Raw genomic sequence first — 12619 nt, 5'->3', positions numbered from 1 at the left:
CGTTCAGCCCTTCCTGAACGGCCCGCGCTCTTCCAGATACTCCCCGACCGCCGTCACCTCCGCGCGCTCGCGCACGAGATAGTCGGCCACCGCGCGGCGCAGGCCGGGGTGGGCGAGGTAGTGGGCGGAGTGGGTCTTCACCGGCATGTAGCCGCGCGCCAGCTTGTGTTCGCCCTGGGCGCCTGCCTCGACGACCTTCAGCTTGCGGTCGATCGCGAAGTCGATGGCCTGATGGTAGCAGACCTCGAAATGCAGGAAAGGATGGTCTTCCACGCAGCCCCAATTGCGGCCGAAGAGCGTATCGCCGCCGATGAAGTTGATCGCGCCCGCGATGAAGCGGCCGTTGCGGCGGGCCATCACCAGGAGGATGTCGTCCGCCATGCGCTCGCCGATCAGCGAATAGTAGCGCCGGTTGAGATAGGGGCGGCCCCATTTGCGGCTGCCGGTATCCATGTAGAAACGGAAGAAATCATCCCAGACGGCTTCGGTCAGGTCGCTGCCGGTCAGCCATTCGATGTCGATGCCATTTTCGACGGCGGTGCGGCGCTCTTTCTTCAGCGCCTTGCGTTTGCGGGAGGCGAGCGAGGCGAGGAAGTCGTCGTAGGAGCCGTAACCCTCGTTGAAGAAGTGGAACTGCTGGTCGTTGCGGCGCAGGAAGCCGGCTTCCTCGAGTGCTTCGGCTTCCGGCTCGCGGGCGAAGGTGACGTGCGCCGAAGACGCGCCGATCTGGTCGGTGAGCGCTTTCAGGCCGGCCGCGAGAGCGGCGCGTACGGTCTCCTCGTCGGTTCCCCTCCTCGCAAGAAGGCGCGGACCCGTCGCGGGGGTGAAGGGAACGCTCGCCTGGAGCTTGGGATAGTAGCGGCCGCCAGCGCGCTCGAAGGCGTCGGCCCAGCCATGATCGAAGACGTACTCGCCCTGGCTATGGGATTTCAGATAGCAGGGGACAGCCCCGAGCAGGCTTCCGTCCGGCGCCTCCAGGCGAAGGTGCTGACCCTGCCAGCCGGTGGCGCGCGCGGCACAGCCGGAGTCCTCCAGCGCGGAGAGAAAATCGTATGACACGAATGGGTTGTAAGGCGTATCCGATGCACCACGCGAAGTGCCGGAAAGCTGATCCCATTCCTCGCGGGTGAAGTCGCCGAAGGATGGCACGATGCGGATGACGAACTCGCCCTTGTCCAATTTCAGGTCGCCGCCTTCCTTCGCACGCATCCTAGCCAACATATTGCGCCGCAACAGCGATGCAAGACGCGCAATGCGCATTGCTGCGATCAGGCGTCGGGGTCGAAGCCCTCGAAGGTCATCTGGTCCGCATGCCGAAAGGTGTCCTCGACCTCCCGAGGCTTGCGCACCGTCCAGGTGATGACCGGCATCGAGAGCTTTTCCTTCACGAAGGTGACGAAGGGATTGGGCAGGTCGAAGACGCCGTAGGAGACGAAATCGATGCCGTGACCAAGCATCGAGAAGTGAGCTTCGAGTTCATGCGTCTTCGTCCCGCAGGCGGTGAGCCCGCAGGGGATGCCGCTCGCCTCCGCAGGAAACCGGCGCACGAGCCAGTGGTCGAAGGACATGATGGCGGCATGGCCGGAGTAGCCTCTCAGAAGTTCGGCAACTCTTGCGACGAGGCCTTCGTCGTGGCCGGGGATGCCCTTGAGTTCGATGACCAGCGGGACGCGCCCGCCGACGAATTCGAGCATTTCGGACAGGGAGGGGGCGTGGTCGGCGGTGCCGCCGATGCTGAGCGCGGCCATTTCCGCCGCCGAGCGCTGCCAGACGAAGCCGTCCGCGCCTGCGAGACGGTCGAGCTTGTCGTCATGGAAGACGACCGGCACGCCGTCTGCGCTCAGGTGGACGTCGCATTCGATGGCGAAGTTCTTCTCGATCGCCGCGGCGAAGGCGGAGAGGGTGTTCTCCCAGCGGGAGACGTTGAGGTCGTGATAGCCCCGATGTGCGATCGGTCGCTTCGTCATCCATGAAATGTCGGTCATGCTGTTTCCAAAGGATTTTCAGGCGATCTCGATGATCGCCTCGACCTCGACCGGCGCGTTCATTGGCAGGGACGCCATGCCGACGGCCGAACGCGCATGCTTGCCGCGCTCGCCGAGTGCTTCGGCGAGAAGGTCTGACGCGCCGTTCGCGACCAGGTGCTGTTCGGTGAAATCGGGCGTGGAAGCGACGAAGACGGTGATCTTCACCAGACGGGCGATCTTATCGAGGTCGCCGGTCGCTGCCTTCGCCTGGGCGAGGATGTTGACGGCGCAGAGCCGGGCCGCCTCCTTGCCCGCAGCGGTATCGAGATCGCGACCGAGCAGGCCCGTGGCCGCGAGTTTGCCGTCCTTCAGCGGAAGCTGGCCGGCGGTGAAGAGGAGATTGCCCGATCGGCAGAAGGGAACGTAATTCGCGGCAGGGGCCGCGGCGGGGGGCAGCGTGATGCCCATGGATTCGAGGCGCGTTTCCACCGTTTCGGACATTGGCAGTCTCCGGTCGTGTGCGGGATGGCGGGTTCGGGGTGCAATCTGCTATTTTCGCCTCGCTTACGCCACGGCTTTTTAATTATCGTCACGAAAGAATCGAGCCGGCACGAGATGCCGGGACTAACTGGAGTTGCACCATGCGCATCATGCGCCCCGCCGCGTTCATCACCGCACTGCTTGCAGGATCGGCCGCCATGCCGGCCCTCGCGCAGCCGACGCTCACGCCGCACCGGGCCGTCTACGACATCGTGCTCGACGAGGCGAGCGACCGCTCGGGAATTACCGGCCTCAACGGACGGATGGTCTACGAATTCAACGGATCCGAGTGCGAGGGCTACACCGTCACGTTCCGTTTCGTGACCCAGATCGACACCAGCGAGACCTCGCGCGTCACCGATCAGCAGACGACGACCTACGAGGATCCGGGCGGAACCTCGTTCGACTTCGCGACGAAATCCTATGTCGACCAGTCGCTCGACCGCGAAATCCGGGGAAGCGCCCACAAGGCAGACGGCTCCACCATCGTCGACATCGACAAGCCGCAGGACAGCGAGGTCACGCTCGACGCAACGCAGTTTCCCACCCAGCATCTGGTGGAACTGATCAGGAAGGCCGAGGCCGGGGAGACGTTCTACGAGACCAACCTGTTCGACGGTTCGGAAGACGCAGACCGGATCATGACCACCACTGTGATCATCGGCAAGGAGAGCACGACCTCAAAGGAGGACGAGGAATTCTCCGTCGCGAAGGCCATCGAGCCGGAAAAGTTCTGGCCGGTGTCGATCGCCTATTTCGATCTGGACAAGGCGGACGGCGAGGAGGTCCCCGACTACCGTATCGACTTCAAGTTGCACGAGAACGGCATCACGCGCGACCTCGTGATGGACTACGGCGATTTCTCCATGAAGGGGAAGCTTGTCGATCTGGCAGTCTTCGACATGCCGAAGGGCTGCCAGAAGTAGCCGGATGGCGGTCTATGTCGACAGGCCGATGTGGTTCTGGGCGGGCCGCAAATGGTGCCACCTCATCGCCGACGACGTGCATGAACTTCACCGGTTCGCCGCCAAGCTCGGCCTGACGATCCACTCCTATCAGGGTCCGCCGAAGACGGCGGCTCCGCACTACGACATCACCGGCCTGGAGCGCAGCCGTGCGCTCAGCCTCGGCGCAGTCAGCGCGAGCCGGCGGGAGATCGTGGAGGTGTATCGCCGCGTGCGGGTGAAGAACGGCAAGCAGCGCAAGGCCGCCTGATCGTCCTGCCGATTTCGCCGGATCGCGCACCGCGCTTGCATTCGACGCCGAAATCACCTATCTGCGCGGCCATTCCACACGCGGGCTTTGGTTTCCGTCCGGGAGAAATCCGGCAGACACCTCCGGTGGCGCATCCGAGCAATCGGTCGCCTATGGCCCGTGGAGGCTTGAACCGGAAAGGACATAACGATGGCTCTGCCTGATTACAGCATGCGCCAGCTTCTCGAGGCTGGTGTTCACTTCGGCCACCAGACTCACCGCTGGAACCCGAAAATGGCGCCCTACATCTTCGGTGCACGCAACAACATCCACATCATCGACCTGTCGCAGACGGTGCCGCTGCTGCACCAGGCGCTCAAGGTCGTGTCCGACACGGTGGCCGGCGGCGGCCGCGTGCTGTTCGTCGGCACCAAGCGCCAGGCGTCGGAAATCGTCGCCGATGCGGCGCAGCGTTCGGCGCAGTACTTCGTGAATGCCCGCTGGCTCGGCGGCATGCTGACGAACTGGAAGACGATTTCGAACTCGATCCAGCGCCTGCGCAAGCTCGACGAGCTGCTCGCCGGCGAGGCCCAGGGCTTCACCAAGAAGGAGCGCCTGAACCTGGAGCGCGAGCGCGAGAAGCTGAACAAGGCGCTCGGCGGCATCAAGGACATGGGCTCGACGCCGGACCTGATGTTCGTGATCGACACCAACAAGGAAGCGATCGCCATCCAGGAAGCCAAGCGTCTTGGCATTCCGGTCGTCGCCGTCATCGATTCGAACTGCGACCCGGACCAGATCGATTATCCGATCCCGGGCAACGACGATGCCGCGCGCGCTATCTCGCTTTACTGCGACCTGATCTCCAAGGCTGCCATCGACGGCATCGCCCGCCAGCAGGGCCAGTCGGGCATGGATATCGGCGCCGCGGAAGAAGCGCCGGTCGAGCCGGCTCTCGAACCTCAAGCCTGATCGGCCCCTTCGAGAGGTAACATCCGCGTCGCACGAATCTGCGATGCGGGAGGCGCGGCCGGTGGGTCGCGCCGGTTTCGTGAAATCATATCAACCCGTTCCGCTGCGCCCGGGGTGGCCGCAGCCGGACCGGGACATGGACGAGAGGTAGCAATGAGCATTTCCGCTTCCCAGGTCAAAGAACTCCGCGAGATGACCGGCGCGGGCATGATGGACTGCAAGACCGCGCTGACCGAGACCAACGGCGACATGGAAGCGGCCGTCGACTGGCTGCGCGCCAAGGGCATCTCCAAGGCCGACAAGAAGGCCGGCCGCACGGCCGCCGAGGGCCTGATCGGCATCGCGTCCGACGCTTCGAGCGCGGTGGTGGTCGAGGTCAACTCCGAGACCGACTTCGTGGCCCGCAACGACGCCTTCCAGGATATCGTGCGCAACGTCGCAACGGTGGCGCTGTCGACGGACGGCTCGGTCGAGGCAGTGGGCGCCGCGAGCTATCCGAGCGGCGGAAAGAGCGTCAACGACACGATCAAGGACGCCATCGGCACGATCGGCGAGAACATGAGCCTGCGCCGTTCGGCCAAGCTCGGCGTCTCCTCGGGCGCTGTCGCGACCTACGTCCACAACGCGGTGGCCGAGAACCTCGGCAAGCTCGGCGTGCTGGTCGGCGTGGAGACCACGGGCGACGCGGAAGCCGCGCGCGCCTTCGGCCGCCAGGTGGCCATGCACGTCGCGGCGACGAACCCGCTGGCGCTCACGGCCGACCAGGTGGACCCGGCCGCGGTCGAACGCGAGAAGGCGATCTTCACCGAGCAGGCGCGCGGTTCCGGCAAGCCCGACAACATCATCGAGAAGATGGTGGAAGGGCGGCTGCGCAAGTTCTACGAGGAAGTCGTCCTCCTGAAGCAGGCCTTCGTCATCAACCCGGACATGACGGTGGAGCAGGCGCTCAAGGCTGCCGAAAAGGACATCGGCGCTCCCGCGAAGCTGACGGGTTTCGTGCGTTTCGCGCTCGGCGAAGGCGTCGAGAAGGAGACCTCGGACTTCGCCGCCGAAGTGGCGGCGGCCGCCAAGAAGTAACGGTTCACGGCCCATCCAGCCGTCTCAAGGGCGCTGCGTGACATCGCGGCGCCCTTCGTGTATCGCAGACCCCGCCCAACGCACCAGAAGAGGTGATAATGCCCGCCCAGCCCCCGTATCGCCGTGTGCTCCTGAAGGCTTCCGGCGAGGCGCTTATGGGCGAGCAGGGGTTCGGGATCGACGTGTCGGTGGTGGACCGGATCGCCTCCGACATCGCGGAGGCCCGCTCGCTCGGCGTGGAAGTCGGCGTCGTGATCGGCGGCGGCAACATTTTCCGAGGGGTGGCGGTGGCCTCCAAGGGCGGCGACCGCGTGACGGGCGACCACATGGGCATGCTGGCGACCGTCATCAATTCGCTGGCGCTGCGCACGTCGCTGATCAAGATCGGCGTCGATGCGGTGGTCCTGTCCGCGATCGCCATGCCGGAACTGTGCGAGAGCTTCTCGCAGCGGCAGGCGACCCAGTACATGGACGCGGGGAAGGTCGTAATTTTCGCCGGCGGCACCGGCAATCCCTTCTTCACCACCGATTCGGCGGCGGCGCTGCGCGCGGCCGAGATCGGGGCGGACGCGCTGTTCAAGGGAACCCAGGTCGACGGGGTCTACACGGCCGATCCGAAAAAGGATCCCACGGCCACGCGCTACGAGCACCTCAGTCATCTGGAAGTCTTGCAGAAGGGGCTGGCGATCATGGATACGGCAGCCATTGCGCTTGCGCGCGAGAACAACATACCGATAATCGTCTATTCGATCCACGAGAAGGGCGGATTCGGAGACATTCTGAAGGGAGAAGGCCGCTGCACGATCGTGGCGGATGCATGATGCGTCCGTTCGGGTCGCGGCCGGAGCATGGAGCCTCGACATGAGTACCTCATTTGATTTCAAGGATCTGCAGCGGCGCATGGACGGTGCGATAAGCGCCTTCAAGTCCGATCTCGCATCGCTCCGCACCGGGCGGGCATCCAGCAATCTCCTCGATCCGATCATGGTGTCGGCCTACGGCTCGCAGATGCCGATCAACCAGGTGGCCAACGTCACCGTGCCGGAACCGCGCATGATCTCCGTGTCGGTCTGGGACAAGCAGATGGTCGGCGCGGTCGATCGCGCGATCCGCGAGTCCAACCTCGGATTCAACCCGATCGTCGATGGCACCAACCTGCGCATTCCGCTGCCCGAACTCAACGAGCAGCGCCGAAAGGAATTGGTAAAGATCGCCCATCAGTATGCCGAACAGGCCCGCGTCGCCGTCCGGCATGTCCGCCGCGACGGCATGGACAATCTGAAGAAGGCCGAGAAGGAAGGCGACCTGAGCCAGGACGACGTTCGTTCCCGGTCGGACAAGGTGCAGAAGCTCACCGACGACACGATCGCCGCCATCGATGCCGCGCTCGTGGAAAAGGAAGCCGAGATCATGCACGTCTGAGGAGCGAAAGCTCCGCTGGCGCCAGTCGGAAGGGATCATGTCCAAGCCTGCCCATATCGGGATCATCATGGACGGGAACGGTCGCTGGGCGACCGCGCGCGGCTTGCCCCGCGCCGCCGGGCATCGCGCCGGCGTCGAGGCGTTGCGCAAGGTGGTGCGCGCCACCGGCGACCAAGGTGTCCGATGGCTGACCGTCTATGCGTTCTCGTCGGAAAACTGGACGCGTCCGCCCACCGAGGTCAGCGACCTGATGGGCCTGCTGAAGCTCTTCATCCGCCGCGACCTGGCCGAACTGCACCAGAACGGCGTGCGGGTGCGCATCGTCGGCGACCGCAGGGGCCTTGCGCCCGACATCCGCAACTTGCTCGAGGAGGCAGAGGCGCTGACGGCGGACAACACCGAGATGACGCTTGTCATCGCCTTCAGCTACGGTTCGCGCGACGAGATCGCGCGTGCCGCGGCAAAGATCGCCCGCATGGCGTCGGAAGGCGAGATATCCTGGAGTCAGGTGACGGCCGAAACCTTCGGTGCCTTCCTCGACACGGCCGGCATGCCGGATCCGGACCTGATCATACGCACCGGCGGCGACCAGCGACTGTCGAACTTCCTTCTGTGGCAGGCCGCTTACGCGGAGCTGATCTTCCTTCCTTGCTACTGGCCCGATTTCGGTCCGAAGGACCTGGCGGAGGCGATCCACTGGTTCGAGGGTCGCGACCGCCGGTTCGGCGGGGTCTCGGCCCGAGACGTGGCGTCTTGACCCTCCTCGCGCGGCGTCCGGGACGGCAATGACGAGCAACCTGAGACTGCGCATCCTTTCCGCCGTCGTGATGGCCGCGGTCGCTCTCGGCGCGACGTGGATCGGCGGCTGGCCTTTCCGCCTGCTCGCCGTGGCCGCCGGGCTGGCGATCTTTACCGAGTGGACGACGATCTGCGGAATCGCGTCCCGGCGCGTGGCTTTCCTAGTCTATCTCGTCCTGGTTGGCATTCCCCTGCTGCTTGTCCTCATCGGCATCCCGGCCGGCGTCGTCCTGCTCGCGCTTCTCTCGATGTTCCTGCTCGGCCTCGCCACTCCGGGCCCGGCGGGACAGTCCCGATGGGGCGCCGGGGGAATTCTCTACGTGGTGCTCCCGGTGGTTTCCATGTCGATGGTTCGGGGCGATGGCATGCCCGGGCTGGTCGGCATCCTTTTCCTCTTCGCCGTGGTCTGGGGCACCGACATCTTCGCCTATTTCGTCGGTCGCGCGGTTGGCGGGCCCAAGCTCGCGCCGGCCATTTCGCCGGGCAAGACCTGGAGCGGGGCCGTCGGCGGCGCCATTTGCGGTGTAGCGGCAGGCATAGTGGTCCTCGCGGTCGCGGGGACGCGCCTCGGATGGGCATTCGTCGCGATTGCGCTGGTGCTTTCCGTTCTCTCGCAGATTGGCGACCTGTTCGAATCCTGGATCAAGCGGCGTTTCGGAATCAAGGATTCCTCTTCGTTCATCCCCGGGCACGGCGGCGTCATGGACCGGCTGGATGGGCTTGTGACCGCCGCGATTGGGCTGTACGTCATCGGCTGGCTCGTTTCCGGAGCTGAAACACCGGCGGCGGGGCTCTTCGGCAACTGATCCGTTCTGGGCCGCGCCATTCGAGCGCCTGCATTGTCGCTTCAATTCACCGGATCGCAGAAAACAAGACAGGTACGCAGTTTGGGTGACATCGCAGCCTCCATCTTCAGCACGGACGGTTTCATTCTGGGCACGATCGTGCCCTTCCTCTTCGTCCTGACCGTCGTCGTCTTCGTCCACGAGATGGGGCACTATCTCGTCGGGCGCTGGTGCGGGATAGGCGTGAGCGCGTTTTCGATCGGCTTCGGGCCGGAGCTGATCGGCTTCAACGACAGCCACGGAACACGCTGGAAACTCTCGGCGATTCCGCTTGGCGGATACGTCAAGTTCGTGGGCGACATGACCGCGACCAGCCAGCCGCACCCGGACGATATCGATCAGCTCAGCGAGGAAGATCGGGCGCGGGCGTTCCACCTTCAGCCGGTGTGGAAACGTTTCGCAACTGTGCTGGCAGGGCCGCTCTTCAACTTCCTGCTGACTATCGCGGTCTTCGCGGTCATGTTCTCGATCTACGGTCGGTACGTCGCCGAGCCGATGGTCGCGGAGGTACGCGAGGGCAGCCCCGCCGCCGCTGCGGGCATCCAGCCGGGCGACAGGTTCGTCATGGTCGACGGCAACCGGGTGGAGACGTTCGGCGACGTACAGCGCTACGTAACCGGCAGAGCCGGCGATCCGATCGCCTTCGTGATGCTGCGGGACGGCAGCGAGGTGGAACTCACCGCCACGCCGGAGCTCGTGGAACAGACCGACGCCATGGGCAACGTGGTGAAGATCGGCATCATCGGCGTCGTCAACAATCAGGAAGTCGGCCAGCCGCGGATGATCGAATACGGGCCGGCGGAGGCGCTGGGTGAAGCGGTGGCGGAAACCGGGCACATCATCGTGCGGACCGGACAATTTTTGCGGCGTTTTGTTGCAGGACGTGAAGACCGCTGCCAGCTCGGCGGTCCGGTCAAGATCGCGGACATGGCGGGCAGGGCGGCTTCGATGGGGTTCGAGTGGCTGGTGCAACTGGTCGCGCTGCTTTCGGTCGGCATTGGAGTGCTCAACCTTCTTCCCATTCCGCCGCTGGACGGCGGCCATCTCGTATTCTATGCCATCGAGGCGGTACGCCGGAAACCGGTCTCCGAACGTGTCATGGATGCGTTCTACCGGGCGGGTCTCTTCCTCGTTCTGGCATTCATGGCCTTCGTGTTCTGGAACGACATCTTCGGCTGTTGAACAGGATCGGGCCTCGGCGCTAGGTGGTTGGATTGACGAGACATTTACCATGAGGGGAAAATGCGTGGCGGGAACGACACGCCAGCGGGATTAGTAAACTCAAATTAACCAGAAGCCTTGCGTGTATAGGAAATCCGGGTCATACGGGAGTCGGTCACGATCGACACTCCGGTTTCTCGCCGTGGGGACTACGAGAACAAGGTAATAAAGCCCGATGAAGGCAGGTAGTAAATTCGTGAGCGCCGTATCGGCACTCGCCCTTTCAGCCGGCTTGGTCGCTACCGGTTCGATTGCTGTTCAGTTCGCGGCCGTCGCTTCAGCAGAGGCCGCAGTCGTCCGCAGCATCGAAGTTCGCGGCAACCGCCGCGTCGATTCCGGCACCATCCGCGAATATGTCGGCATCTCTCCGGGCCAGAATTTTAGTCCGGCCGACATCAACGAGGCCGTCAAGACGCTCTTCGGAACCGGGCTGTTCTCGGATGTCCGCATCAACCAGGTCGGCTCGACGCTGGTGGTGGAAGTCGACGAGTACGCGATCGTCAACGCCGTCATTTTCCAGGGCAACAAGAAGGTCAAGGACGCCGACCTCGCCGCCGCGGTCCAGCTGAAGCCGCGTAGCACCTATTCGCAGGCAGCGCTCGACGCCGACATCGAAGCGGTGCGCCAGGCCTACAGCCGGGTCGGTCGCGAGGACGCGACCGTCAGCGGGCGTATCATGGATCTCGGCGAGAACCGTGTGAACGTCGTCTTCGAGATCGTCGAAGGCGGTCGCACGAAAATCACTGGTGTGACCTTCGTGGGCAACAACGCCTTCAGCGACGGGCGCCTGCGGGACGTCATCTCGACGAAGCAGTCCAACCTATTGTCCTTCCTGTTCCGCAACGACGTCTACAGCGACGACCGTCTGCGCGCCGACGAGGAAGCGCTGCGGCGCTTCTACTACAATCGCGGCTACGCCGATTTCCGCGTGATCTCGTCGTCGGCGGAACTGGATGAAGCGCAGAACCAATACACCGTCACGTTCACGGTGGAGGAAGGCGAGCGCTACACCTTCGGGGACATCTCGATTGAAAGCACGCTCGACGGCGTGGATGCGCAATCGCTCAACTCTCAGATCGAAACGCGCAGCGGCAGCGTCTACAGTGCCGACAATGTCGAGGACACGATCATTGCGCTGACGGAGGAAGTCGTCGGGCGGGGCTACGCCTTCGCGCAGGTGACGCCGCGCGGCAACCGGAATTTCGAAAGCCGCACGATCGACGTCGCCTACTCCATCGATCAGGGTCCGCGTACCTACATCGAGCGCATCGAGATCCGCGGCAATGACCGGACGCGCGACTACGTGATCCGCCGCGAGTTCGACGTCAGCGAAGGCGACGCCTTTAACCAGGTAATGGTTCAGCGGGCAAAGCGCCGCCTCGACAGGCTCGACTACTTCCAGACGGTGAACATCTCGACGGTGCCGGGCTCGCAGCCGGATCAGGTCTACCTGATCATCGACGTCGTCGAGAAGCCGACGGGCGAATTCTCGGTCGGTGCGGGTTACTCGACGAAGAGCGAATCAACCGGTACCGGCGGAGTGAGCCTCGAGGGATCGGTGTCGGAGCGCAATTTCCTGGGTCGCGGCCAGTACATCAAGGTATCGGCCGGCGGTGGCACGAATTCTCGCGACTACAGCCTCTCCTTCACCGAGCCCTATTTTCTCGGTCGCCGCATTGCGGCGGGTTTCGACATCTACCGGCAGACGCGAGAGTACAACGACCGCTACTCGTCGGATACGACCGGCGCGACGATCCGCCTTGGGCTTCCGATCACCGATTCGCTTACCTCGCAGATCGCGTACAACTATTCGCGCGAGGAATATGAACTGACCGGCATATGCCTGACGGATCCGACAGACCCCAATTGTAATATCGCTCCGCAGATCCTCGATGCGATCACGCAGAGTCCCTGGGTCAAGTCCTCGGTTAGCTGGACGCTGCTCTACAACACCATCGACGATCCGAAGAACCCGAGGGAAGGTCTGTACTCAACCTTCAGCGTCGAGTATGCGGGTCTCGGTGGGGATGCGGAGTTCGTCAAGCTGACCGGACGCGGCTCCTACTATCACATGCTTCTGGAAGAGCAGGATGTTGTGGGTGTGGTGTCGGTGGGGGCTGGCCACATCGTTCAGACTGGTGGCCCACTTCGCCTGTTCGACTATTTTCAGAACGACTCCAAGATGATCCGCGGTTTCGAATCGAGCGGTATCGGACCGGTTGCAGCAAATGGCACCGACCATCTCGGCGGCGACACCTACATCTCCGCTAGCGCGGAAGCGCAGTTTCCGCTTCCGGCAGTCCCGGAGAGTCTTGGCATAAAAGGCGCGGTGTTCGCGGATGCGGCGACCCTGTTCGGAAACGATCTGGGCGGCGCGAATGCGACCGACATGGAGTGGCGTGCATCGGTCGGCGCGAGCCTTCTGTGGCAGTCGCCGTTCGGACCGATCCGGTTCGACTACGCCGTCCCGGTCGTGAAGGAGCCCACCGACCAGGTTCAGCACTTCAACTTCGGCGTTTCGACGCGCTTCTAGCTTTGACTTTCGCTCGCGGGCCTACAGGCCGGCGAGCGGGTCCGAGGGTC

Annotated in this window: 13 protein-coding genes; 10 read left to right on the top strand and 3 right to left on the bottom strand. The window is 63.9% G+C overall.

What is annotated here, in order from left to right; genetic code table 11:
• Window positions 1-3: 3 nt before the first annotated feature.
• Genes BSQ44_RS14810 through BSQ44_RS14800 form a run of 3 tightly spaced genes read right to left on the bottom strand, consistent with a single transcriptional unit; the run spans window position 4 to window position 2468 of the window.
• On the bottom strand, window positions 4-1209 hold the full coding sequence (locus BSQ44_RS14810) for a GNAT family N-acetyltransferase (RefSeq protein ID WP_072605502.1): 1206 nt from the start codon (window positions 1207-1209) through the stop codon (window positions 4-6).
• A gap of 59 nt (window positions 1210-1268) precedes the next feature.
• Window positions 1269-1985: a glycerophosphodiester phosphodiesterase gene (locus BSQ44_RS14805; protein ID WP_072605500.1), complete on the bottom strand. Its 717-nt coding sequence runs from the start codon at window positions 1983-1985 to the stop codon at window positions 1269-1271.
• A gap of 18 nt (window positions 1986-2003) precedes the next feature.
• Window positions 2004-2468, bottom strand: coding sequence for a RidA family protein (locus BSQ44_RS14800; RefSeq protein WP_072605498.1), 465 nt, complete (start codon window positions 2466-2468; stop codon window positions 2004-2006).
• 140 nt (window positions 2469-2608) lie between these two features.
• Between BSQ44_RS14800 and BSQ44_RS14795 the strand changes: the two genes are divergently transcribed.
• From BSQ44_RS14795 to bamA, 10 genes are all read left to right on the top strand, one after another.
• Window positions 2609-3433, top strand: coding sequence for a cell envelope integrity EipB family protein (locus BSQ44_RS14795; protein WP_072605496.1), 825 nt, complete (start codon window positions 2609-2611; stop codon window positions 3431-3433).
• A 4-nt stretch (window positions 3434-3437) separates the two neighbouring features.
• Window positions 3438-3722 (top strand): DUF4031 domain-containing protein, encoded by a 285-nt coding sequence (locus BSQ44_RS14790; protein ID WP_072605494.1) that lies wholly within the window; start codon window positions 3438-3440, stop codon window positions 3720-3722.
• Between the two features lie 189 nt (window positions 3723-3911).
• A complete protein-coding gene (gene rpsB, locus BSQ44_RS14785) occupies window positions 3912-4673 on the top strand; it encodes a 30S ribosomal protein S2 (protein ID WP_072605492.1) in 762 nt (253 codons plus the stop codon).
• 153 nt (window positions 4674-4826) lie between these two features.
• Window positions 4827-5750 (top strand): translation elongation factor Ts, encoded by a 924-nt coding sequence (gene tsf / locus BSQ44_RS14780; RefSeq protein ID WP_072605490.1) that lies wholly within the window; start codon window positions 4827-4829, stop codon window positions 5748-5750.
• 98 nt (window positions 5751-5848) lie between these two features.
• The gene (gene pyrH, locus BSQ44_RS14775) at window positions 5849-6571 is read left to right on the top strand and encodes a UMP kinase (protein WP_072605488.1); all 723 of its coding nucleotides are present in this window, start codon (window positions 5849-5851) and stop codon (window positions 6569-6571) included.
• Between the two features lie 40 nt (window positions 6572-6611).
• Window positions 6612-7172 (top strand): ribosome recycling factor, encoded by a 561-nt coding sequence (frr, locus tag BSQ44_RS14770; protein WP_072608078.1) that lies wholly within the window; start codon window positions 6612-6614, stop codon window positions 7170-7172.
• A gap of 37 nt (window positions 7173-7209) precedes the next feature.
• On the top strand, window positions 7210-7929 hold the full coding sequence (locus BSQ44_RS14765; RefSeq protein WP_072605486.1) for an isoprenyl transferase: 720 nt from the start codon (window positions 7210-7212) through the stop codon (window positions 7927-7929).
• A gap of 28 nt (window positions 7930-7957) precedes the next feature.
• On the top strand, window positions 7958-8776 hold the full coding sequence (locus BSQ44_RS14760; protein ID WP_072605483.1) for a phosphatidate cytidylyltransferase: 819 nt from the start codon (window positions 7958-7960) through the stop codon (window positions 8774-8776).
• An 81-nt stretch (window positions 8777-8857) separates the two neighbouring features.
• Entirely contained in the window at window positions 8858-9997 is a 1140-nt protein-coding gene (gene rseP / locus BSQ44_RS14755; protein ID WP_072605481.1) for an RIP metalloprotease RseP, read from the top strand.
• A gap of 214 nt (window positions 9998-10211) precedes the next feature.
• Window positions 10212-12569, top strand: a complete 2358-nt coding sequence (gene bamA, locus BSQ44_RS14750) for an outer membrane protein assembly factor BamA (RefSeq protein ID WP_072605479.1) — start codon at window positions 10212-10214, stop codon at window positions 12567-12569.
• Window positions 12570-12619: the final 50 nt, after the last annotated feature.

The sequence above is a fragment of the Aquibium oceanicum genome (genome assembly GCF_001889605.1).
Taxonomy (GTDB): domain Bacteria; phylum Pseudomonadota; class Alphaproteobacteria; order Rhizobiales; family Rhizobiaceae; genus Aquibium; species Aquibium oceanicum.
Note: the sequence above shows the minus strand (reverse complement) of the source record. Positions and strands in the feature narration are given on the sequence as shown.